Raw genomic sequence first — 20,925 nt, forward strand, 5'->3', positions numbered from 1 at the left:
GCTTACCCTCTCGGCTGCGTTCATGCAAGTTGGAGTTCGCCGAAAGAGATCGCGCAGCGCAATGCAGAAAACGCGAAACGGCCACCCCCGAAAGGGTGGCCGGATATTTCTCATTTATCAAGCAAGTACTTAGCCTTTATATTCTGGCTGTGCTTCCAGATTTTCTTTGGTGCTGTCGATGTAGATCCGCAGATCATCACCGTCGGCTTCTTTCAGAATACGCAGCTCGTCAAATGTGACTTCGACAGGCTTTTCACCGAGGCCGAGGAAACCACCCACGTTGATCACAATACCGGTTACCTTACCCGAGTCGCCCAGAATAACCTCACCGATTTCACCAACATTTTCGTCGTTGGCACCGTAAACGGTTGTCCCGTCCAGGTCCTCAGCGGTCAGATCGCTGATCACTTCCATATCGGCGTCTGCATAACCATCACGCTCGATCATTGGTGGGGTCAGCATGCGGCGGTTATCGTTATCAGCTTCCGCCATGTCGTCTGCTTTTGCCACGTCGTCGTTCTTCGCCATGTCGTCATTTTTCGCCATCTTGTCAGCGTTTTCCATGTTTTCATCACGGTCATCGTCAAACGCCGGCGCGGCCTCCAGAACTTCTTTCGAAGTGTTTACGACCAAAAAGCGGTCATCTGCATCGCCATCTTCGGTAAGAACTTTAATCTGATCCATGGAGACGGTAACGTCACGCTCTCCAAGGCCCAAAAATCCGCCTACACCCAGCACTACTGCCGCCACATTACCTTCGGATGTGATGATGATGTCGTTTACTTCACCAATGTCATCCCATTCCTGCTCGGCATCCGCCGCCACAGGGCGTGTCACATCAACTTCGTTTTCGGAATTGTAAATCCGCATACCAATCATGTCGGATGCCAGGAAGTCGGAATCACCAAGAGTTACAGTGCCATAGCCGGAAGAGTGTGCTTCGGCGTGCGCCGTGCCAGTCATTGCTACGATCAGGGCCGTTGTGCTCAAAAAGCGTTTCATATCTTATCTCCTTGTTTTGTTGTGCGGCTGTCCCGCACCTTCTGGAGTAACAACGGCAGAGGGTTCGCTTTGTTCCGTTCGACGCGAAATATTTTCGCTTTTCATTAATCTATGACATGCTGGCTTGAAAACGATCGAGAGCGTTTATTGCGTTGCGTTTTATCGCTATCAACATTCTGTATGCCTGCTTCTTGCTATAAGGGTATGTGCGGTGAAGCGTTGTCAGGGATGTCGAAATGCTTGAGCTTGATTTATGGTTTTTCGCCATTGCCGGACCGGCGGTTGTCTTTGCCGGTATTTCAAAAAGCGGTTTTGGTTCGGGCGCGGCGTTTGCCTCGGCGTCGATCCTTGCGCTGGCTGTTGATCCGGGGCTGGCGTTGGGAGTTATGCTTCCGATGTTGATGCTGATAGATGTCGCATCCCTTAAGCCCTACTGGGGCCGCTGGCATCTGCGCGAGGCATTGTTGATCATCGCGGGCGGGTTGCCGGGTGTGGTGCTAGGCGCCGCGCTGTATCGCGTTGCATCGCCCGATTTACTGCGATTGCTGATCGGGGCGGTTTCGGTCGGGTTCGTAATCTGGCAAATCAGTCTCAAGCGCGGCTGGTTGTACATTGGTGCGCACCGGATGCCGGATGGCGCCGGGCTGATTGCCGGTGTTGCAGTGGGATTTACCAGCTTTGTCAGCCATGCAGGTGGTCCGCCCGCGGCGGTGTTTCTTCTGTCTCGCGACTTGTCCAAAACCGGATATCAGGCCACCTCCGTTTTGATATTCTGGGCCATCAACATTGCCAAATTTATCCCCTATGCCTTCTTGGGGATGTTCACACTGGAGACTGCGACGGCCAATCTACTTCTTGCCCCCTTCGCACTTGCCGGTGCGTGGCTGGGCGTGCGCGCACATGATGTTGTGCCCGAACGTGCGTTTTTCGCAATTACCTACGTCTTGCTTACCCTGACAGGCCTAAAGCTGATCTGGGATGGACTGACCTGAGCCTTACGCATCGCTTCCCCGCGCCGGCAACACCTCTGCCACTGTTTCGAAGGACTGTCCCGATGCGACCAGACAGGTCACTCCCTCTGGTGTTGTGAACAGAATTGTCCAACTGCCTGTTTCAGCGCTTGCGAATACTTCGACCATCGCGTTGTTGACAGCGATGCCGACGGATTGACGGGTTTCGCCGTAGCCTTGGGCAAGCCGGTCCACAAACACCGCGCGCGGACCACACTTTCGCGGCGCCTGCGCAGCGACCGATGTTGTCGTGGCGATGTAAAGTGCCGCCGCAGCCGTCAGCACAACGAGGTGAAGAATTTTTGCAGTTTGGGTCATAGAAATGCCTTTCCAGTGAACGGGCGGCGCGACACGTTGACTGCCTGCTTTGCGCCACTCCCCATTGATTTTTCACCAAATCGGCCAAAGAGTTCAAAGCGTCTGCACCGTGTCTCAATCCTGCCCTGACACCTCTGAAAACAGTGTTAATGCGCCGCACGCAGATCAAATGCCCGTAAATATTGCTGCACTGCGGCAGGTTTGCGCTTGAAGTTTAGGGGCAAAAATGCGCCTCTGTGCGCAACAATATTGCGCCAACCTTCCAAAAGGAGCTTTCCATGCCCTCCATCAGCCGCCCTTTGCGTTCTGTTCTTTACATCCCCGGTTCCAAGCCGCGCGCGCTGGACAAGGCCCGCGGGCTGCCTGCCGATGCAATCATCTTTGATTTGGAAGACGCGGTTATTCCCGACGAAAAGGCAGTTGCCCGCGCCACGCTGGCCGAGGCATTGGAAACCGGCGGGTATGGCAGCCGTATGAAGATTATCCGCATCAACGGGCTGGACACCGAATGGGGTGCCGACGATGCCAAAGCGGCGCGCGACATGGGGGCGGATGCGATTTTGCTGCCGAAGGTCAATAGCTCCGCCGATCTGGATGCGCTGGCGCAGATTGTCGGCGATGTGTCGCTTTGGGCAATGATGGAAACGCCGCTGGGAATGCTGAACGCCGCCGAGATTGCCGCGCATAAGCAGTTGCAAGGTATGGTGATGGGCACAAACGATCTTGCCAAAGATTTGCAGACCCGCTTTCGCGCTGACCGCCTGCCGTTAATGGCGGGGCTGGGCCTGTGCGTTCTGGCGGGCAAAGCGCATGGCGTGGCGCTGATCGACGGCGTTTACAACGCGTTCAAAGATGATGACGGCTTGCGTGTCGAATGTGAGCAAGGCCGTGATATGGGCTTTGACGGTAAAACCTTGATCCACCCCGCACAGCTTGATGTGGCAAACGCCGCCTTCTCTCCCTCTGATGAAGAGGCCGATCTGGCGCGCCGCCAGATCGCTGCCTTTGAAGAGTGTGAGGCGTCAGGTCAGGGTGTTGCAGTGGTTGACGGAAAGATTGTCGAAAATCTGCATGTTGCAACTGCGCGTGAAACACTGGCAAAGCTAGACGCCATAGCAGCCCTCAACGCGGAGTAATCCATGACCCTACTTATTGCAGGCCTGATCCTCTGGATCGCCGCCCACTATTTCAAACGCCTCATGCCCGCGCAACGCGCCGCCATGGGGGACAAGGGCAAAGGGCTGGTGGCGCTTGTGCTTGTTGTTTCACTGATCCTGATGATTATCGGGTATCGCGGTGCTGACTTTATTCCTGTCTGGACCCCGCCAACATTTCTGAACGGGATCAACAACCTTGCGATGCTGGTGGCCTTCTGGATCTACGGCTCAAGTGCGGCCAAAGGGGCAAAGGCATGGCCTGCGTATAAAACGCGCCATCCGCAATTGCTGGCGGTGAAAATCTGGGCCGCGGCACACCTTTTGGTAAACGGCGATCTGGCTTCTATCATTCTGTTCGGCGGAATGTTGGCATGGGCTGTCGGGTCGGTCATTCTGATCAACCGCGCAGCGCCAGACTGGACTGCACCGCCCCATGCGGGTCGCAAAACCTACATCCGCCTTGCTGTTATCACGCTGGTTGCTTTCAGCATCACCGCAGGCATCCACATCGCGCTTGGCGTCAATCCCTTCTCCTAACCCAACGGATAATCCTATGAAACTATATCGTTTTCTGTCGGAGGAAGACACCTCCGCCTTCTGCCATAAAGTCACCGATGCCCTCAACAAAGGGTGGGAGCTGTACGGCTCACCAACCCAGACATGGGATCACGCCGCTGGCGTAATGCGCTGCGGACAATCTGTTGTGAAAGAAGTTGAAGGCACCTATACCCCCGACACCAAACTGGGGGCGCACTAGGATGGCCACCAAAACCAACGCAGGCAACTTCTTTGAAGATTATAGTGTGGGCCAGATTCTGACCCACGCCGTCCCGCGCACCGTAAAGATGGGCGAGCGCGCGCTATATCACGCGCTCTACCCCGCGCGCCACGCGCTCTATTCCTCTGACCAGTTCGCCCAAGATTGCGGCCTGCCGTTTAGCCCGCTTGATGATATGATCGCCTTTCATGTGGTCTTCGGCAAATCGGTCCCTGATGTATCGCTGAACGCGGTGGCCAATCTGGGCTATGCGCAGGGCCGCTGGCTGCTCTCCGTCTGGCCCGGTGATACGCTGCGCAGCCAGTCCGAAGTGATCGGGCTGAAACAGAACTCAAACGGGAAAACCGGCGTCGTCTATGTGCGCACCACAGGTCTGAACCAGCATGATGAAGCCGTGATGGAGTATGTCCGCTGGGTGATGGTGCGCAAGCGGGACGCCGACGCACCCGCGCCGGAAACCGTTGTTCCCGATCTGCCCAACGCAATTGGCGCCGCTGATCTGGTGATCCCGACAGGCCTCGACTTCAGCAACTACAACTTTGATCTGGCCGGAGAGCCGCACCGCTGGGGTGATTACGAAATCGGCGAAAAGATTGACCATGTGGATGGCGTGACAATCGAAGAAGCCGAACACATGATGGCAACCCGCCTGTGGCAGAACACCGCTAAAGTGCATTTCGACACCTCTGCCCGACCCGATGGCAGCCGGCTAATCTATGGCGGCCATGTCATTTCCATGGCCCGCGCCCTGTCATTCAACGGGCTGGCAAACGCGCAGATGGTTGTTGGGCTGAACGGCGGCGCACATGCCAACCCCTGCCTGTCGGGCGATACGGTGCGCGCATGGTCCGAAGTTCTGGACAAGGCTGAAACCTCCGCTCCCGGTGTGGGCGCGATCCGCCTGCGTCTGGTTGCAACCAAAGGCGGCGCACCGTTTGAATTGCGCGGCGAGGATGGTAAATACCTGCCATCCGTCCTGCTTGATCTGGACTATTGGGCACTGATGCCCCTCTAAATCAGATTGCTGTCCGCCTGCGCAGGTACACTTGCGCAGGCCGAAACCAGTGACGTTCGAATAGCGAAAGCCAACCTACGATCGACATTCCGTCACGACCGAGGCTACGCGACCATCTATCTGCTCGAATGGCCGATCTTCGGGCTGTATTACTCAACACCGTCCTGTCGCATAGGTACAAAGAAATATCGCTGCCTGACGGCGAGCCTGTTCAGCGCAGGATTGCAATTCCCCCACCCCGGTAACCAGGCGAGTCGAATCTCCTGGAAAAGTCAAAAATTTCGATGTTCTCACCTCGCGTTGACTAACTATTTGCCGCCAGTTTGAGGCATATTACTGCCCGGTGTCACAAGAATACCGCTGAATTCCGACGTTCCACCGCTCCTTTTTTGAGATACGGGCGAATTTGTGATCACACGATTTCATGCGTGATCACAAATGTCACTTTTAGCTAGATTAAAGTATCCGGCTGGGAAATGCTGTTTAGGAAAAATTACGTATCACGCGTATAAAACGCGGGATCAGAACCAAACGGGACCGTCTCTTATGAACATCCACGAATACCAAGCAAAAGCCCTTCTGCGCAGCTATGGCGCACCTGTCTCTGACGGGCGTGTTGTCCTCAAGGCGGAAGATGCCAAAAACGCAGCCGCCGAGCTAGACGGCCCGCTGTGGGTGGTAAAGGCGCAAATCCACGCAGGTGGACGCGGCAAAGGTAAGTTCAAAGAAGCAGATGCCGGTGATGCAGGCGGTGTACGTCTGGCAAAATCTGTCGCCGAAGCGGCAGAAGAGGCCAAGAAAATGTTGGGCCGCACGTTGGTCACGCACCAAACAGGTCCGGCCGGCAAGCAGGTCAACCGCATCTATATCGAAGACGGATCCGGAATCGAAACAGAACTCTACCTTGCACTGCTGGTCGATCGCGCCACATCGCGCGTCGGGTTCGTCTGCTCGACAGAGGGCGGCATGGACATCGAGGAAGTTGCGGCCAACACACCTGAAAAAATTATCAGCTTCTCGGTCGATCCCGCAACAGGGTTCCAGCCGTTCCATGGCCGCCGCATTGCGTTTTCGCTGGGCTTAAGCGGCAAAGCTGTAAAACAGTGTGTCACACTGATGGGCCAGCTTTACAAAGCGTTCATCGAACGCGACATGGAAATGCTGGAAATCAACCCGTTGATCGTTACCGACAACGGCGATTTGAAGGTGCTTGATGCCAAAGTATCCTTTGACGGAAACGCAATGTACCGTCAGGCGGAAGTGGCGGAACTGCGCGACACAACAGAGGAAGACTCCAAGGAGCTCGAGGCATCAAAGTATGACCTGAACTACATCGCGCTTGATGGCGAAATTGGCTGTATGGTCAACGGTGCCGGCCTTGCGATGGCGACGATGGACATCATCAAGCTTTACGGCGCAGAGCCTGCCAACTTCCTTGACGTGGGCGGCGGTGCAACCAAAGAGAAAGTGACCGAAGCGTTCAAGATCATCACCTCCGATCCGCAGGTAAAAGGCATTCTTGTGAACATTTTCGGCGGTATCATGCGCTGTGATGTCATCGCTGAAGGCGTTGTCGCCGCAGTCAAAGAGGTCGGCCTGAAAGTGCCGCTGGTGGTGCGTCTTGAAGGAACAAACGTCGAAGAAGGCAAGGCCATCATCAACAACTCCGGCCTTGACGTTATCGCCGCCGACGACCTCAAAGACGGTGCCCAGAAAATCGTGAAAGCTGTCAAAGGCTAATCGACATGTTTGCCGCATCTGTTGCAGTTCTATACGGCGCGCACACCTTTGGGGTGGCCGGCAGATCTGTGACATTTGCGGGCAAACCATCGGCTCGCCGCCCGTCCTGCGCGCCGCACTTGCCGTCCTGCTGCGGGGGGGCGCGATGAACCGCGCCGTCCCGCATAACAGTTTAAAGCTGGTTTTCGGTGCTGTCGCACTTGGTCTGTTGATCGTCGGCGTGGCTGTACTGCTGCCCGGTCAGACTGTGTATGCTGCAGCGCTGGAAGGCGGTCCGATCGAAACGCTTTCCGTCATCGGCTACGGCGTGGCCATCGTGCTCATGCTCGCGCTGTGGGGGCCACGTGCCACCCTGCGCCGCTGGTATTTCCCCACGATGCTGGCCCTGTTTGCGGGCCGTGAGCTTGACCTCGACAAACGCTCGTTCACCGAGGGCCTGCTGAAATCACGGCAGTACATCGGCGAAACCGTCCCGCTGGGCGAACGTATTCTCTCTACCGTGGTGCTGCTCCTCATCCTTGCCGTGATCTTCACGCTGATAAAACGCGAGACAAGGCCGTTTCTGCGTGGTTTGCGCAACCGCAACGCCGCAGCTTACGCCGTCCTTGCGGGCATCATTTTCATCGGCGTGTTCAAAACCCTCGACGGCCTCGCCCGCAAGCTTGAACCCTTCGGCGTGACCATCAGCGACCACGCCAGCCAGATCGCCACCATCGCCGAAGAGCTGGGAGAATTGGGCATTCCCGTGCTCTTCTCGATCGCCATTATCCTCGCAACGCGCAGCCGGGCGGTGTCGTGATGGACAATACCCTACACAGTGAAATGGTAAATCTTGCCCGCGCGACCGACCGCCGCGAGCATATGAAGGCGGAACTGGCCAAGGCCGGTGTCACCACAACGATGCACCCCGCCGTCGATTGCCGCGAAGTATCGGAAGACGAAATTTATGCGCAGGTGATGCTGGAGGGGCCGTGGGGGTATATGCACCCGCCCGCTGCGGCCTGCACGGTCAGCCACATGCTGCTATGGGAACGTTTCCTGAAAACTGACAAGACCCATTGCCTGATCCTTGAGGATGACATCCACATGTCATCCGAACTGGGCGACTGGGTTGCGGATCTGGGCTGGTGGCCCGAGGACGCCGACATTGTCAAGCTTGAGCGGTGGCGCGGAAAAACGCTGAAACTGCTGCTGGACCAGTCAGCGCCGGAATACATGGGCCGCCGCATCGCGCGCATGTACAACCGCCACGTAGGATCGGCAGGTTACATCATCAATCGCCACGCCGCCGAGGTGCTGTTAGCGCAGCGTCCGTTGCCGATGACAGTGGACAACCTGTTGTTCAATATTAACGCTTCGCCCGCTGCGTGCCGGTTGGCGATCTACCAGATCCAGCCCGCGCTGGTGGTGCAAGGCAACGAGCCGCCCGGCTGGGTCCAGCCGCCAACAGCGAAATACCGCCCCGAGGGTTGGATGCTGCTGCGCCAAAAACTCAAGCGCGCTTATTACGAGGTCGCCTACCCGCTTGCAACATGGCGCAAGCTGATCACCGGCGCGGCAAAACTTGAACCCGTCACATATGTGGATATCGCCAACGGCGGATCTGCCCCCGCACACCCCTCTTCCCATCCGACAATTGGCGCTGATCCAGCCCAAAACGACATTTAAACAAGGAGACGCCTTACATGGCCGTACTTATCGACGAAAACACCAAGGTAATCTGTCAGGGCCTTACCGGCTCTCAGGGGACATTCCACACCGAACAGGCGATTGCATATGGCACGAAGATGGTCGGTGGTGTTACTCCGGGCAAGGGTGGGCAGACACATCTTGATCTGCCAGTGTTCAACTCTGTTCACGAGGCCAAGCATGTGACCGAGGCAAACGCCTCTGTGATCTATGTGCCGCCCCCCTTTGCTGCGGACTCTATACTGGAGGCGATCGACGCGGAAATGGAACTGATCGTGTGCATCACCGAAGGTATTCCAGTTCTGGATATGATGCGCGTCCAGCGCGCGCTTGACGGCTCTAAATCGCGTCTGATTGGCCCCAACTGCCCCGGCGTCATCACACCGGACGCCTGCAAGATCGGCATCATGCCGGGCCATATTCACAAGCGCGGCTCTTGCGGCGTTGTTTCGCGCTCTGGCACGCTGACCTATGAGGCGGTGAAGCAGACAACGGATATGGGCATCGGTCAGTCCTCGGCCGTGGGCATCGGGGGCGACCCGATCAAGGGGACCGAGCATATCGACGTGCTGGAAATGTTCCTTGCCGACCCCGAGACAACCTCCATCATCATGATTGGTGAAATCGGCGGTTCTGCTGAAGAAGAGGCCGCACAGTTCCTTGCGGACGAGCGTAAGAAGGGCCGCTGGAAACCCACCGCAGGCTTCATCGCAGGCCGCACCGCCCCTCCGGGCCGCCGCATGGGCCACGCCGGCGCGATTGTTGCAGGCGGCAAAGGTGATGCGGAAAGCAAGATCGAAGCCATGCGTGAAGCGGGCATCGTGGTTGCTGACAGCCCCGCAACCTTGGGCGAGGCCGTTCAGGAAGCCATCGACAAAAGCTAAACACACAGAAGGCCGACATGTAGTGCTGGTAAGTCACGATCATAAGTTCATCTTTCTGAAGACCAGAAAAGTTGCAGGAACATCAATAGAGATGTTCCTGCAACCGATGTGTTCACGCAGCACACCTGTCGATTCCGTTGTGCAGGAAAAAACCCGTGCGATGCAGGATGACGCCGGAATTGTAGGCGCGCGTCTTATACCCGATGCTGATCGCAATGCACTCGACGCTATGTGGTACAATCACATGCCGGTACGCCAGATTTATGATCAATTGGGGCCGGAAGTGTGGGAAGACTATACAATCCTAACAGCACTCAGAAACCCGTATGACCGGATGGTTTCGTTCTTTTTCTGGCGCCGCACGCGCCAAGGGTTGCCAAAGCTGGCCGAGGAGGAGATCAAACCCGCCTTCCGGAAATTCGTTTTTGGAACCCGCTGGTTTGATGATCTTGACGTGACCCACTTGAACGGGTCTTTCGCCGCTGACCGTGTGATCCATTACGAAACCCTAACCGATGATCTGGCACAACTTTCCGGTGATCTGGACTTTCCCGAACGGACCACAGATATGCCTTTTAGCAAGGTCACGTCCGGCTTGCGTGAAGGCAGGGCAGTGGCAGATTTTTTTGACACCGATACGGCGCAGGCCGTTCAGGATAAACTCGCGTGGATGTTTGAATATGGCGGTTATAATTCATCGCTGACAGACCTATATCCGAACAAAACAACGCCATCGCGGCTTTCTTTGGCCTGATGAACACAACAGACGGCCCTTAACAAACGAGGCTTACGCATGACCGATCATCCAGCCAACGACCAATTCCACGCTTCCTCTTTCATGCAAGGCCACAATGCCGAGTATCTGGAGCAGATGTATGCGCGCTATGCCAATGATCCTTCGGCTGTTGACGAAGCGTGGCAGGCATTTTTCGAAGCCCTTGGTGATGAAGAAAAATCGGTCAAGGCCGAGGCGGCAGGCCCGTCATGGGCGCGCGCCGACTGGCCGCCGATGCCCGGTGATGATCTGACGGCGGCGCTTACCGGTGAATGGCCGGTCGAGGCAAAAGCCGCAGGTGGCAAGATTGCGCAAAAAGCCGCTGAAAAGGGCGTCGAGGTCAGCGATGACCAGATCAAACGCGCTGTGCTGGACAGCATCCGCGCGCTGATGATCATCCGCGCCTACCGTATTCGCGGGCATCTCGCCGCCGATCTGGACCCGCTTGATCTGCGCGACGAGACACCCCACCCCGAGCTTGATCCCAAATCATATGGCTTCTCGGAAGCAGATATGGACCGCCCGATTTTCATCGACAACGTGCTGGGTCTGACAATCGCCACCATGCGCGAAATCACGGATGTTCTGAAATCCACTTATTGCGGCACCTTCGCGCTACAATACATGCACATTTCCGATCCCGAACAGGCCGCCTGGCTGAAAGAACGGATCGAGGGATACGGCAAGGAAATCCAGTTCACGAAACAGGGCCGTAAAGCCATTCTGAGCAAGCTGGTCGAGGCTGAGGGTTTTGAAAAGTTCCTGCATGTCAAATACATGGGAACCAAGCGGTTTGGCCTTGATGGCGGCGAAAGCCTCGTGCCTGCGATGGAGCAGATCATCAAACGGGGCGGACAACTGGGCGTGCGCGACATTGTTATCGGCATGCCCCACCGTGGCCGCCTGTCCGTGCTTGCCAACGTTATGCAAAAGCCCTACCGCGCAATCTTTAACGAATTTCAGGGCGGAAGCTTCAAACCCGAGGATGTGGACGGTTCCGGTGATGTGAAATACCATCTCGGCGCCTCCTCTGACCGAGAATTTGATGGGAATTCGGTCCATTTGTCGCTGACGGCCAACCCCTCGCATCTTGAGGCAGTTAACCCTGTTGTGCTGGGCAAAGTGCGCGCCAAACAGGACCAGTTGAACGACAAGGACCGCACAGCGGTTATGCCCGTTTTGCTGCACGGTGATGCGGCGTTTGCCGGTCAGGGTGTTGTGGCAGAGTGTTTTGCACTGTCCGGCCTCAAGGGGCACAAAACCGGCGGCACCATGCACATCGTGGTGAACAATCAGATCGGGTTCACCACCGCGCCGCACTTCTCGCGCTCCTCCCCCTACCCCACCGACAACGCGTTGGTCGTGGAAGCCCCGATTTTCCACGTTAACGGCGATGATCCGGAGGCCGTGGTGCACGCCGCACGCGTTGCGACAGAATTCCGCCAGAAATTCCACAAGGACGTCGTGCTGGACATCATTTGTTACCGTCGCTTTGGTCACAATGAAGGGGATGAACCGATGTTCACGAACCCCGTCATGTACAAAAAGATCAAAAAGCAGAAAACCACGTTGACGCTTTATACCGAACGTCTGGTCAAGGACGGCCTTATCCCCGAGGGCGAGATCGAGGATATGAAGGCCGAGTTTCAGGCGCAGTTGAACGAAGAGTTTGAAGCTGGCAAGGAATACCGCCCGAACAAGGCCGACTGGCTAGATGGCAAATGGGCCAACTTGGAGAAGTCGAAAGACAAAAAGTACCAGCGCGGTAAAACGGCGATCCCTGTCGAGACGATGGCAGAAGTCGGCAAGGCGATCAGCACGATTCCGGACGGATATCCTGTCCACAAGACTGTTGCGCGCTTGATGGAAGCCAAAGCCGGCATGTTCGAGAGTGGTGAAAACTTTGACTGGGCCACAGCAGAAGCATTGGCGTTCGGCTCACTACTTACTGAAGGATACAAGGTGCGTCTTTCCGGTCAGGATAGCGCGCGCGGCACTTTCAGCCAGCGCCATTCTGCCCTGATCAACCAGAACACCGAAGACCGTTACTATCCGTTGAACAACATCCGCAAGGGTCAGGCCGATTACGAAGTCATCGACTCCATGCTGTCGGAATATGCTGTTCTGGGGTTCGAATATGGCTACAGCCTTGCAGAACCGAACGCGCTGACCTTGTGGGAAGCGCAGTTTGGCGATTTCGCCAACGGTGCGCAAATCATGTTTGACCAGTTCATCAGTTCGGGCGAAAGCAAATGGTTGCGCATGTCCGGCCTCGTCTGCCTGATGCCGCACGGCTACGAGGGTCAGGGCCCGGAGCATTCCTCCGCCCGTCTTGAGCGTTTCCTGACGATGTGTGGCGGTGATAACTGGATTGTTGCCAATTGCACAACGCCGGCAAACTACTTCCACATCCTGCGCCGTCAATTACACCGCAGCTATCGCAAACCGCTGATGTTGATGACCCCGAAATCGCTGCTGCGCCACAAATTGGCTGTCAGCAAGGCCGAGGAATTCCAGACAGGTTCGTCTTTCCACCGCGTTTTGTGGGATGACGCGCAGCACGGCAACTCCGATACGAAACTGGTCGCGGATGACAAGATCAAGCGCGTGGTCATGTGCTCGGGCAAGGTTTATTACGACCTGCTGGAGGAGCGTGATGCCCGCGGTATTGACGATATCTACCTGCTGCGCTTTGAGCAGTTCTACCCTTTCCCCGCCCAATCCGCAGTCAAGGAACTGGAGCGGTTCAAGAACGCTGAAATGGTCTGGTGTCAGGAAGAACCCAAGAACCAGGGCGCATGGACCTTCATCGAGCCGAACCTTGAATGGGTTCTGGGGCGCATCAAAGCAAAACACGGCCGCCCTGTATATGCAGGCCGCGCAACCGCAGCATCGCCGGCCACCGGCCTTGCGTCACAACACAAAGCACAACAAGCAGCGCTCGTGAACGACGCGCTGACAGTTAAAGGATCCTGAGCCATGAGTACTGAAGTCCGCGTGCCCACATTGGGCGAATCCGTTACCGAAGCCACAGTGGCAACATGGTTCAAAAAGCCCGGTGACACAGTCGCCGTTGATGAAATGCTGTGCGAGCTTGAAACCGATAAAGTGACCGTCGAAGTGCCAAGCCCTGTCGCTGGAACGCTTTCAGAAATCGTTGCCGCCGAAGGTGAAACCGTAGGCGTTGATGCCCTGCTGGCCAATGTCACCGAAGGCGATGCCGGATCAAAGGCCGCGCCAAAGGCGAAAGAAGCTGACGAGACAGACGATGCCAAAGCACAATCACCTGCCGCCGAAGGTGGCGAAGAGGTGGACGTTATGGTGCCTACATTGGGCGAATCCGTGACAGAGGCAACTGTCAGCACCTGGTTCAAAAAGGTGGGCGACACTGTCGCACAGGACGAGATGCTGTGCGAACTCGAAACCGACAAAGTATCCGTCGAAGTGCCCAGCCCCGCTGCCGGCACCCTGACAGAGATTATCGCAGCCGAAGGCGATACAGTAGATGCCAAAGCCAAGCTGGCGATTATTTCCTCCGGTGAAGGCGCCGCGGCATCCGCTTCCGCAAGCGAAGAAGCACCGGCACCCGCCGCGCAGAAAGACACCTCTGGTGGCAAGGATATCGAGGATGCGCCATCTGCCAAAAAGGCAATGGCCGAGGCTGGTCTGAGCCGCGATCAGGTTACAGGCACAGGCCGCGATGGCCGCGTGATGAAAGACGACGTTGCCAAGGCGCTTGCGGCTGGCAAATCGGCGTCACCGGAACCCGCCGCCAGTGCGCCGCGTGCGCCGGTCAGTGCGGATGATGCCCCACGTGAAGAGCGTGTGAAAATGACCCGTCTGCGCCAAACGATCGCGCGCCGCCTGAAAGAAAGCCAGAACACCGCAGCCATGCTCACCACCTATAATGAGGTCGACATGACCGAGGTGATGGCCCTGCGCAGCGAATACAAAGACCTGTTTCTCAAGAAACACGGCGTCAAGCTGGGCTTTATGTCGTTCTTTACCAAGGCCTGTGTGCACGCCCTGAACGAAGTGCCCGAGGTGAACGCCGAAATCGACGGCACCGATGTGGTGTACAAGAACTTCGTCCACATGGGGATCGCCGCAGGCACGCCGACGGGTCTTGTGGTTCCTGTCATCCGTGACGCGGACTCCATGTCTTTTGCCCAGATTGAAAAAGAGATTGCGGACAAGGGTGCAAAGGCCCGTGATGGCAAGCTGTCGATGGCTGAAATGCAGGGCGGCACGTTTACCATCTCCAACGGTGGCGTTTACGGCTCACTTATGTCCTCCCCCATCCTGAACCCGCCACAATCGGGCATTCTTGGCATGCACAAAATTCAGGACCGCCCGATGGCGATCAACGGCGAAGTTGTGATCCGCCCGATGATGTACCTCGCGCTCAGCTATGATCACCGGATTGTCGACGGCAAAGGCGCGGTGACATTCCTTGTGCGGGTGAAAGAAGCACTGGAGGATCCACGCCGTCTACTGATGGATTTGTGATAAAAGCGCGCCGGCAATGATCCGTAAAACAGCAATTTGGTTGGTGTTGATCGGCGTCATTATCGGCGTGGTTTTCATGTACACTTTTGTCATGCGCTATTTCGGATCGGGAGAGGCGCCGGAAATGGTCCCTCCGGCCGAACAAGCAACACTGATCGTTGTCGACAAATCAGAGCGGAGCCTGACCCTTTTTCGAGATGATCAGAAGCTAATGACTGTTCCAGTCTCGCTGGGTGATGCACCGGAAGGACACAAGGTAAAAGAAGGTGACGAACGTACGCCAACCGGCACCTATGAAATAGACTGGAGAAATCCGGACTCTGTCGCACATCTTAGCATGCATATTTCCTATCCAAATGCAGATGACAAAGCACGCGCCGCAGAAATGGGCGTCTCACCGGGTGGAAACATAATGATCCACGGAATCGCAAATGGCTGGGGCGCATTGGGCAAATTGCACCGCTATTGGGATTGGACAAACGGGTGTATCGCTGTCACCAACAAAGAGATAAAACAGGTTTGGTCATTGGTTCCCGATGGGACACCAATCCAGATAAACGAATGACGAAAGTCACCCGATCTAACGCGAACCTTCTCAATAGGAGTCCGGTACAATGCAACTGATCTGCCACTACGAAGTAACCGATTTTGCCAAATGGCAAACCGCCTTTACTGCCGACGATGAAGCGCGCCGCGATGCGGGTTTGAGCGTACTGCAAATCTGGCGCGATGCGGACAATTCCGAACGCGCGTTTGTGCTGCTGTCGGTCAATGATCGCAAGCGCGCGCAGGCGTGGATTACCCGGTCGGATGCGCTAAAGTCCGACGATGCGTCCACTGTTAGGGAAGCCACTCATTTCTTTGTCGAAACCGCGTGAAATTTCTGTTGCCCATATTCCTTCTATGTCTGCCCGCCACCTCCCGTGCTGACATAGACAGCTTTGCTGTCGGGCAATTTCTGACTGCCGCCGCAGTATATGATTTCGAAACGAACACCGTGAATGCCGCCGATATTCGCGAGGGGACCAAGACCGCCTGTTTCCGTGTGGACAAAATTGAAAAGGTTCGCGCGACGCTCACGCTCGTTAAAGGGACTTACATACCTTGGTGGGACGCAGAAACCACCTACAAACCGGACACATATACCGATCAATGGTTCACATCGCAAAAATACCGCGAAAAGACCCCCTCCGCTGACAACCTGAAACAGCTATTCACCGCCCATTCCGCCTGCCCCTAAGGACATAAAATGACACCGGAACTTACCGCTCTCACCCTTGCAGCACTGTTGCAGTTTGTGCAATTCGGCCTGTACGCTGTACCCGCAAACATCCAGATCGGCAGCGGCTATCTGATGTCGGCGCGCGACCGCGAGCCGAGCCGCCAGATGTCGGTACGCACGGCGCGCTTGGGCCGCGCGTTCGAAAACCATTTCGAAGGGTTGATCCTGTTCGGCATCGCTGTCGGCGTAACCCAGATGTCTGACCAGAACAGCGCATTTACGGCAGCTTGCGCATGGGTTTATCTTGCAGCGCGTGTCCTGTTTGTGCCTGCCTATTATTTCGGCTGGATGCCCGGTCGTACGCTGATCTGGATGGTGGGATTTCTCGCCACCCTGCTGATATTACTGGCGGCACTGCTGTAATCACCACACCGGGCAACAAGTGCCGCGCGGCATCATGTGGCCCCAAATTTCCATAAGGAGAACACCATGTCCGACTATGACGTCATCATCATTGGCTCCGGCCCCGGCGGCTATGTTGCGGCCATCCGTTGCGCGCAGCTGGGACTGAAAACGGCTTGCGTCGAAGGGCGCGAAACGCTGGGCGGGACGTGTCTGAATGTGGGCTGTATCCCATCAAAGGCCCTACTGCATGCATCCCATATGCTGCACGAAGCTGAGCATAACTTCGCCGAGATGGGCCTGAAGGGTAAATCCCCCTCCGTCGATTGGCCCCAAATGCTGAAATACAAACAATCCACTATTGATACCAACACCAAGGGTATCGAATTCTTGTTCAAGAAGAACAAGATCGACTGGATCAAAGGCTGGGCTACCATCCCCGAAGCTGGCAAAGTCAAGGTTGGTGATGACGTTCATAACGCCAAGAATATCATCATCGCGTCGGGCTCCGAACCTGCGCAGCTGAAAGGTGTAGAGGTCGACGAGAAGATCGTCGTCAGCTCAACCGGCGCACTTGAACTGGGCAAGGTGCCAAAGAAACTGGTCGTGATCGGTGCAGGCGTAATCGGACTGGAGCTGGGATCGGTCTATGCGCGGCTGGGCTCTGAAGTGACGGTCATCGAATACCTTGATCACATCACCCCCGGAATGGATAGCGAGGTTAGCCGCCAGTTCCAGAAAATGCTGACGAAGCAGGGCCTCGAATTTATCATGGGTGCTGCGGTCCAGCAGACAGAAGCCACGAAATCCAAGGCGAAAGTTACCTACAAGCTGCGCAGCGACGATAGCGAACATACCCTTGACGCCGATGTCGTTCTGCTTGCCACCGGCAGACGCCCCTTCGTCGATGGTTTGGGTCTGGACGCGCTGGATATCACGATGACCGACCGGGGCCAGATCGCTGTTAACGATCAGTGGGAAACATCCGTAAAAGGTATCTACGCCATCGGAGACGTTATCGAAGGGCCGATGCTGGCACATAAGGCCGAAGATGAAGGCATGGCCGCCGCCGAGCAAATCGCCGGCAAGCACGGCCATGTGAATTACTCGGTCATTCCCGGCGTGATCTATACCCACCCCGAGGTTGCCAATGTGGGTGAAACCGAAGAAACGCTGAAAAAAGCGGGGCGCGCCTACAAGGTTGGCAAGTTCAGCTTTATGGGCAACGCACGGGCCAAGGCGAACTTCTCCGGTGACGGATTTGTAAAGCTGCTGGCCGATAAAGAGACAGATCGCATTCTGGGCTGCCATATTATCGGCCCGTCAGCAGGTGATCTGATCCACGAAGTATGCGTTGCCATGGAATTCGGCGCATCCGCGCAGGACCTCGCCATGACGTGCCACGCCCACCCGACCTATTCCGAAGCGGTGCGCGAAGCGGCGCTGGCCTGCGGTGATGGCGCAATTCATATGTAAGCTAACGCGTGTGGCCTACCACATGGTCTTGGCCGCACGCGGCGTCCACGCGGCGTCATACTCCGCACCACCTTCGGTCCCGTTGGATACCTCTGCCAAAATCTTGCCCATGGTGGGCAAACCGCCGCTTTGGTCTTCGCCGTTCCATGTTTTTGCACGCATCAGTGCGCGTGCACATTGGCTGTAAACTTCTACAATTTCGATGACGATTACCGTCGCGGGTTGATGCCCCTTCTTTTCGAACCGCGCGCGCAGGTCGGCGTCATCGGTCAGCCATGCGGTGCCGTTCACGCGCACAACGTTATTTGAACCGCGTACGACAAACATACACGATATGCGCCCGTCCTCGACGATGTTGCGCAGTGTATCCAGCCGCTGGTTGCCGCGCCAATCCGGCAAGGCCAGACGCCGCGGATCAAGTTCCAGCACCACAGGGCCATCGTCGCCACGCGGGCTGCCATCGGTTCCATTTTGTCCGACGGTGCTTAGGATGCACAGATGTGATGCCATGATCCATTTGCGATAAAGCGGTGTCAGGTGATCGGCGACCTTGCCCAGAGATGCCGCACCCGGCGTACCATAGAGCGCCTCAAGTGCTGCGATACTCTCAATCCTGCGCATAAAGATGCCCTACACCGGTTTCCCGCAGCAGCGCATCCGACGCAGTTTCGATCCGCTTTTCCAGTTCCGCCACGAATTCTGCGCGCTCCAGCCCCGGCATGATCGGGTCCAGAAATTCAACAACCGCAACGCCGGGCCTGCGGTACAGACCACGGCGCGGCCAGAACACGCCCGCATTGGTTGCAACAGGGTAAACCGGTTGGCCCAGTTGTTCGTACAAAACCGCAGTGCCCACCTTATAGGGCATCTTTGTGCCGGGTGCCGAACGTGTCCCTTGTGGGTAAATCACCAACTGGCCCGGATCTCGGCGGCCCGCCTCGACCTCGGCCACCATCTTGGCGATTGCCGCACCGCGTTTGCCACGATCCACAAAGATAAACTCCATCTTGGTGACGTACTGGCCCAGAAACGGCGCATAACGCAGCTGGCTTTTCATGATAAATTTGGGCGCAGGCAGCGCGTTGTAGATCATCAAAATATCAAGGAACGACTGATGTTTGGACGCCACTAGCGACTCAACTGCAGGCGGGGTGCCGCGCACTTCACAACGCAGGTTTATGATCCATCCCGCTGTCCAGATGACCCAGCGCGCATAGGCGCGACATCCGGCATAGGCACCGCGTTTTGATACCATCGCCCACGGCGCATACAGCAGGCCGATCACAGGCAGCATGATCGTCGCTTGCGCTGAAAACAGGATCGAGCGGACCCATTGCAACAGGTTCATGACAGTCCTTCCAAAGTTCTACGCGCGGCGACGCGGGTCGCTACAAATGCCACCGCAGCCGCCAAGGGCGGGATCAAAAGAGGCAGCAACCAGTGCGAGCCCTGAAACCCCAATCCCGTCAGGAAGCTGGCCGTTTCATCGCCGCCGCGTGGCATGACCAGAACGGCCACCATGCCCACAACCATACCCACCGCCGCACCGATCAAGGCACGCAGCGTAAATCGGCGGATGAAAGCGTGGGCTATATAATCATCCGTTGCACCAACCAGTCGCAAAACCGCGATCAATTGCGCGTTCGCCGCCAGTGCGGCATTTGCGGCCAGTGTCACCATGGCAGCTGTCACAGCCCCGATCAGTATGATCGAGGCCCAACCCAACATCCGCAACCGCGATGCGGCTTTTACCAGCGGCGCGCGCCATCTGCTGTGATCATCCAGCACGGCGCCGGGCACTTCGGCGGCCAGCCGCAGGCGCAATCCGGCAGCATCCATGCGTTCGGATGTTTCGATCACTTCTATCAGGCGCGGGACAGGCAAAGCATCCAGCGCAAGGCCGCTGCCGAACCAGGGCGCAAGCAGCGCGGACTGTTCTTCATCTGTCAACGCGCGGGATTGCGCCACACCGCGGGTGGTTTCCAGAATACGCAGCGCGGCTTCCGTCTGGGCCTGTTGTTGGTCTGCTGGTGCCGCAATACGTATGGTTGCGGAGCGCGCCAGCTCATCGCCCCACCGCTCGGCAAGCCGCCCTGCAGCAAGGGACAGCGCTAGAGAAAACACGGCTAAAAACGCCATTGCACCCGCCGCAAACAGCGTCAGTTGCGCGGTAAACCCCGACGGCGGAACAACCCGATCTGCCTGTGCATCCGACTGCAAGGTGCGGCGCAAGTATTTTATGAATGATTTCATAGATCAGCCCCCGCAAGCTGTATCCGGCGGTTTGCAATGCGCAATACGCGGGCTTGCACATGTGCTTTGGTTGCGCGGATCAGGCTTAGATCGTGGGTTGCGATCAGTACGGTCTTGCCCATCCGGTTCAACTCGATCAACAGCCGCAAAAGACGTTGTGACATTTCCCAGTCCACGTTGCCGGTAGGCTCATCGGCAAGCACAACGTCAGGTGACATGATTACCGCACGCGCCAGCGCGGCGCGCTGCCGCTCGCCGCCCGACAACTCTGCCGGCAGGGCATTGGCGCGTTCGGTCAGACCGACCCAGTGCATCAGATCATCCAGATCCTCACCCGCGGCTTCGGCGTTGCGGCCCGAAACGTTCAAAGGCAGCGCGATATTTTCGGTGACGGACAGGTGATCCAGAAACTGGCAATCCTGATGCACAACACCCACGCGGCGGCGCAACAACGCGACATCGTCACGGGTTAGCGCGCGCACATCGGTATCAAACAGCCGGACATGCCCCGCTGTCGGCAACAGCGCACCGTAACACAGCTTCATCAATGTGGTCTTGCCAGACCCCGACGGCCCGGTGAGAAAGTGAAACGATCCGGGCGCAAGTTTAAGCGAAATGTCGGACAACAACTCTCCGCCGCTATAGCTATAAGCTACGTTTTCCAGCTCAATCACGGTCTGCCCCTCTTGGTTGGC

Annotated in this window: 23 protein-coding genes; 17 read left to right on the forward strand and 6 right to left on the reverse strand. The window is 56.7% G+C overall.

The features are described from left to right. Positions 1-129 precede the first annotated feature (129 nt). A complete protein-coding gene (locus OS189_RS12800) occupies positions 130-1,002 on the reverse strand; it encodes a PRC-barrel domain-containing protein (protein ID WP_267167715.1) in 873 nt (290 codons plus the stop codon). Between the two features lie 236 nt (positions 1,003-1,238). On the opposite strand from OS189_RS12800, the gene OS189_RS12805 reads away from it, so the two are divergent. Next, entirely contained in the window at positions 1,239-1,994 is a 756-nt protein-coding gene (locus OS189_RS12805) for a sulfite exporter TauE/SafE family protein (RefSeq protein ID WP_267167716.1), read from the forward strand. A 3-nt stretch (positions 1,995-1,997) separates the two neighbouring features. Here the strand turns inward: OS189_RS12805 and OS189_RS12810 are convergent, their stop codons facing one another. Further along, positions 1,998-2,330: a hypothetical protein gene (locus tag OS189_RS12810; RefSeq protein ID WP_267167717.1), complete on the reverse strand. Its 333-nt coding sequence runs from the start codon at positions 2,328-2,330 to the stop codon at positions 1,998-2,000. Between the two features lie 278 nt (positions 2,331-2,608). Between OS189_RS12810 and OS189_RS12815 the strand changes: the two genes are divergently transcribed. The 16 genes from OS189_RS12815 (at position 2,609) to lpdA (ending at position 17,977) form a co-directional block, all read left to right on the forward strand. Next, a complete protein-coding gene (locus tag OS189_RS12815; protein WP_267167718.1) occupies positions 2,609-3,466 on the forward strand; it encodes an HpcH/HpaI aldolase/citrate lyase family protein in 858 nt (285 codons plus the stop codon). A 3-nt stretch (positions 3,467-3,469) separates the two neighbouring features. Then, positions 3,470-4,024, forward strand: coding sequence for an NnrU family protein (locus OS189_RS12820; RefSeq protein ID WP_267167719.1), 555 nt, complete (start codon positions 3,470-3,472; stop codon positions 4,022-4,024). Positions 4,025-4,040: 16 nt separating this feature from the next. Next, positions 4,041-4,244 carry a DUF1737 domain-containing protein gene (locus OS189_RS12825; protein ID WP_267167720.1) on the forward strand — a complete coding sequence of 68 codons (204 nt, stop codon included), beginning with the start codon at positions 4,041-4,043 and terminating at the stop codon, positions 4,242-4,244. 1 nt (position 4,245) lies between these two features. Next, complete coding sequence (locus tag OS189_RS12830; RefSeq protein WP_267167721.1) at positions 4,246-5,280, forward strand: MaoC family dehydratase; 1,035 nt, start codon at positions 4,246-4,248, stop codon at positions 5,278-5,280. A 546-nt stretch (positions 5,281-5,826) separates the two neighbouring features. Beyond that, positions 5,827-7,020 carry an ADP-forming succinate--CoA ligase subunit beta gene (gene sucC, locus OS189_RS12835; protein ID WP_267167722.1) on the forward strand — a complete coding sequence of 398 codons (1,194 nt, stop codon included), beginning with the start codon at positions 5,827-5,829 and terminating at the stop codon, positions 7,018-7,020. Positions 7,021-7,165: 145 nt separating this feature from the next. Then, the gene (locus OS189_RS12840) at positions 7,166-7,819 is read left to right on the forward strand and encodes a hypothetical protein (protein ID WP_267167723.1); all 654 of its coding nucleotides are present in this window, start codon (positions 7,166-7,168) and stop codon (positions 7,817-7,819) included. After that, positions 7,819-8,688 (forward strand): glycosyltransferase family 25 protein, encoded by an 870-nt coding sequence (locus tag OS189_RS12845; protein ID WP_267167724.1) that lies wholly within the window; start codon positions 7,819-7,821, stop codon positions 8,686-8,688. Before OS189_RS12840 ends, OS189_RS12845 begins: the two co-directional genes overlap by 1 nt. A 17-nt stretch (positions 8,689-8,705) precedes the next feature. After that, positions 8,706-9,593 carry a succinate--CoA ligase subunit alpha gene (sucD, locus tag OS189_RS12850; protein ID WP_267167725.1) on the forward strand — a complete coding sequence of 296 codons (888 nt, stop codon included), beginning with the start codon at positions 8,706-8,708 and terminating at the stop codon, positions 9,591-9,593. Continuing rightward, positions 9,490-10,347: a sulfotransferase family 2 domain-containing protein gene (locus tag OS189_RS12855; RefSeq protein ID WP_267167726.1), complete on the forward strand. Its 858-nt coding sequence runs from the start codon at positions 9,490-9,492 to the stop codon at positions 10,345-10,347. Before sucD ends, OS189_RS12855 begins: the two co-directional genes overlap by 104 nt. A 39-nt stretch (positions 10,348-10,386) precedes the next feature. Continuing rightward, a complete protein-coding gene (locus OS189_RS12860; RefSeq protein ID WP_267167727.1) occupies positions 10,387-13,344 on the forward strand; it encodes a 2-oxoglutarate dehydrogenase E1 component in 2,958 nt (985 codons plus the stop codon). A gap of 3 nt (positions 13,345-13,347) precedes the next feature. After that, a complete protein-coding gene (odhB, locus tag OS189_RS12865) occupies positions 13,348-14,877 on the forward strand; it encodes a 2-oxoglutarate dehydrogenase complex dihydrolipoyllysine-residue succinyltransferase (protein ID WP_267167728.1) in 1,530 nt (509 codons plus the stop codon). A 16-nt stretch (positions 14,878-14,893) separates the two neighbouring features. Further along, positions 14,894-15,442 (forward strand): L,D-transpeptidase family protein, encoded by a 549-nt coding sequence (locus OS189_RS12870; RefSeq protein ID WP_267167729.1) that lies wholly within the window; start codon positions 14,894-14,896, stop codon positions 15,440-15,442. A gap of 49 nt (positions 15,443-15,491) precedes the next feature. Continuing rightward, complete coding sequence (locus OS189_RS12875; RefSeq protein WP_267167730.1) at positions 15,492-15,755, forward strand: hypothetical protein; 264 nt, start codon at positions 15,492-15,494, stop codon at positions 15,753-15,755. Positions 15,756-15,763: 8 nt separating this feature from the next. Beyond that, a complete protein-coding gene (locus OS189_RS12880) occupies positions 15,764-16,117 on the forward strand; it encodes a hypothetical protein (protein ID WP_267167731.1) in 354 nt (117 codons plus the stop codon). 9 nt (positions 16,118-16,126) lie between these two features. Beyond that, complete coding sequence (locus OS189_RS12885; RefSeq protein ID WP_267167732.1) at positions 16,127-16,522, forward strand: MAPEG family protein; 396 nt, start codon at positions 16,127-16,129, stop codon at positions 16,520-16,522. A gap of 66 nt (positions 16,523-16,588) precedes the next feature. Beyond that, complete coding sequence (gene lpdA / locus OS189_RS12890) at positions 16,589-17,977, forward strand: dihydrolipoyl dehydrogenase (protein ID WP_267167733.1); 1,389 nt, start codon at positions 16,589-16,591, stop codon at positions 17,975-17,977. A gap of 15 nt (positions 17,978-17,992) precedes the next feature. Here the strand turns inward: lpdA and OS189_RS12895 are convergent, their stop codons facing one another. Genes OS189_RS12895 through OS189_RS12910 form a run of 4 tightly spaced genes read right to left on the reverse strand, consistent with a single transcriptional unit; the run spans position 17,993 to position 20,904 of the window. Further along, on the reverse strand, positions 17,993-18,598 hold the full coding sequence (locus OS189_RS12895) for a pyridoxamine 5'-phosphate oxidase family protein (protein WP_267167734.1): 606 nt from the start codon (positions 18,596-18,598) through the stop codon (positions 17,993-17,995). Next, entirely contained in the window at positions 18,585-19,325 is a 741-nt protein-coding gene (locus OS189_RS12900; RefSeq protein ID WP_267167735.1) for a lysophospholipid acyltransferase family protein, read from the reverse strand. The genes OS189_RS12895 and OS189_RS12900 overlap by 14 nt, the downstream gene beginning before the upstream one ends. Further along, positions 19,322-20,230 (reverse strand): cell division protein FtsX, encoded by a 909-nt coding sequence (locus OS189_RS12905; RefSeq protein WP_267167736.1) that lies wholly within the window; start codon positions 20,228-20,230, stop codon positions 19,322-19,324. Before OS189_RS12905 ends, OS189_RS12900 begins: the two co-directional genes overlap by 4 nt. Next, complete coding sequence (locus tag OS189_RS12910) at positions 20,227-20,904, reverse strand: cell division ATP-binding protein FtsE (RefSeq protein WP_267167737.1); 678 nt, start codon at positions 20,902-20,904, stop codon at positions 20,227-20,229. Before OS189_RS12910 ends, OS189_RS12905 begins: the two co-directional genes overlap by 4 nt. Between the last annotated feature and the right edge of the window lie 21 nt (positions 20,905-20,925).

Origin of the sequence: Sulfitobacter sp. F26169L (genome assembly GCF_026410285.1) — a bacterium.
Taxonomy (GTDB): domain Bacteria; phylum Pseudomonadota; class Alphaproteobacteria; order Rhodobacterales; family Rhodobacteraceae; genus Sulfitobacter.

Bases quoted from the DNA above. Each gene is read 5' to 3' on its own strand.
- OS189_RS12805 (WP_267167716.1), top strand. From the start codon at position 1,239: ATGCTTGAGCTTGATTTATGGTTTTTCGCCATTGCCGGACCGGCGGTT.
- OS189_RS12810 (WP_267167717.1), bottom strand. From the start codon at position 2,330: ATGACCCAAACTGCAAAAATTCTTCACCTCGTTGTGCTGACGGCTGCG.
- OS189_RS12825 (WP_267167720.1), top strand. From the start codon at position 4,041: ATGAAACTATATCGTTTTCTGTCGGAGGAAGACACCTCCGCCTTCTGC.
- OS189_RS12800 (WP_267167715.1), bottom strand. From the start codon at position 1,002: ATGAAACGCTTTTTGAGCACAACGGCCCTGATCGTAGCAATGACTGGC.
- lpdA (WP_267167733.1), top strand. From the start codon at position 16,589: ATGTCCGACTATGACGTCATCATCATTGGCTCCGGCCCCGGCGGCTAT.
- OS189_RS12815 (WP_267167718.1), top strand. From the start codon at position 2,609: ATGCCCTCCATCAGCCGCCCTTTGCGTTCTGTTCTTTACATCCCCGGT.
- OS189_RS12840 (WP_267167723.1), top strand. From the start codon at position 7,166: ATGAACCGCGCCGTCCCGCATAACAGTTTAAAGCTGGTTTTCGGTGCT.
- OS189_RS12860 (WP_267167727.1), top strand. From the start codon at position 10,387: ATGACCGATCATCCAGCCAACGACCAATTCCACGCTTCCTCTTTCATG.
- odhB (WP_267167728.1), top strand. From the start codon at position 13,348: ATGAGTACTGAAGTCCGCGTGCCCACATTGGGCGAATCCGTTACCGAA.
- OS189_RS12905 (WP_267167736.1), bottom strand. From the start codon at position 20,230: ATGAAATCATTCATAAAATACTTGCGCCGCACCTTGCAGTCGGATGCA.
- OS189_RS12895 (WP_267167734.1), bottom strand. From the start codon at position 18,598: ATGCGCAGGATTGAGAGTATCGCAGCACTTGAGGCGCTCTATGGTACG.
- OS189_RS12830 (WP_267167721.1), top strand. From the start codon at position 4,246: ATGGCCACCAAAACCAACGCAGGCAACTTCTTTGAAGATTATAGTGTG.
- OS189_RS12870 (WP_267167729.1), top strand. From the start codon at position 14,894: ATGATCCGTAAAACAGCAATTTGGTTGGTGTTGATCGGCGTCATTATC.
- sucC (WP_267167722.1), top strand. From the start codon at position 5,827: ATGAACATCCACGAATACCAAGCAAAAGCCCTTCTGCGCAGCTATGGC.
- OS189_RS12875 (WP_267167730.1), top strand. From the start codon at position 15,492: ATGCAACTGATCTGCCACTACGAAGTAACCGATTTTGCCAAATGGCAA.
- OS189_RS12820 (WP_267167719.1), top strand. From the start codon at position 3,470: ATGACCCTACTTATTGCAGGCCTGATCCTCTGGATCGCCGCCCACTAT.
- OS189_RS12900 (WP_267167735.1), bottom strand. From the start codon at position 19,325: ATGAACCTGTTGCAATGGGTCCGCTCGATCCTGTTTTCAGCGCAAGCG.
- sucD (WP_267167725.1), top strand. From the start codon at position 8,706: ATGGCCGTACTTATCGACGAAAACACCAAGGTAATCTGTCAGGGCCTT.
- OS189_RS12885 (WP_267167732.1), top strand. From the start codon at position 16,127: ATGACACCGGAACTTACCGCTCTCACCCTTGCAGCACTGTTGCAGTTT.
- OS189_RS12845 (WP_267167724.1), top strand. From the start codon at position 7,819: ATGGACAATACCCTACACAGTGAAATGGTAAATCTTGCCCGCGCGACC.
- OS189_RS12855 (WP_267167726.1), top strand. From the start codon at position 9,490: ATGCGGAAAGCAAGATCGAAGCCATGCGTGAAGCGGGCATCGTGGTTG.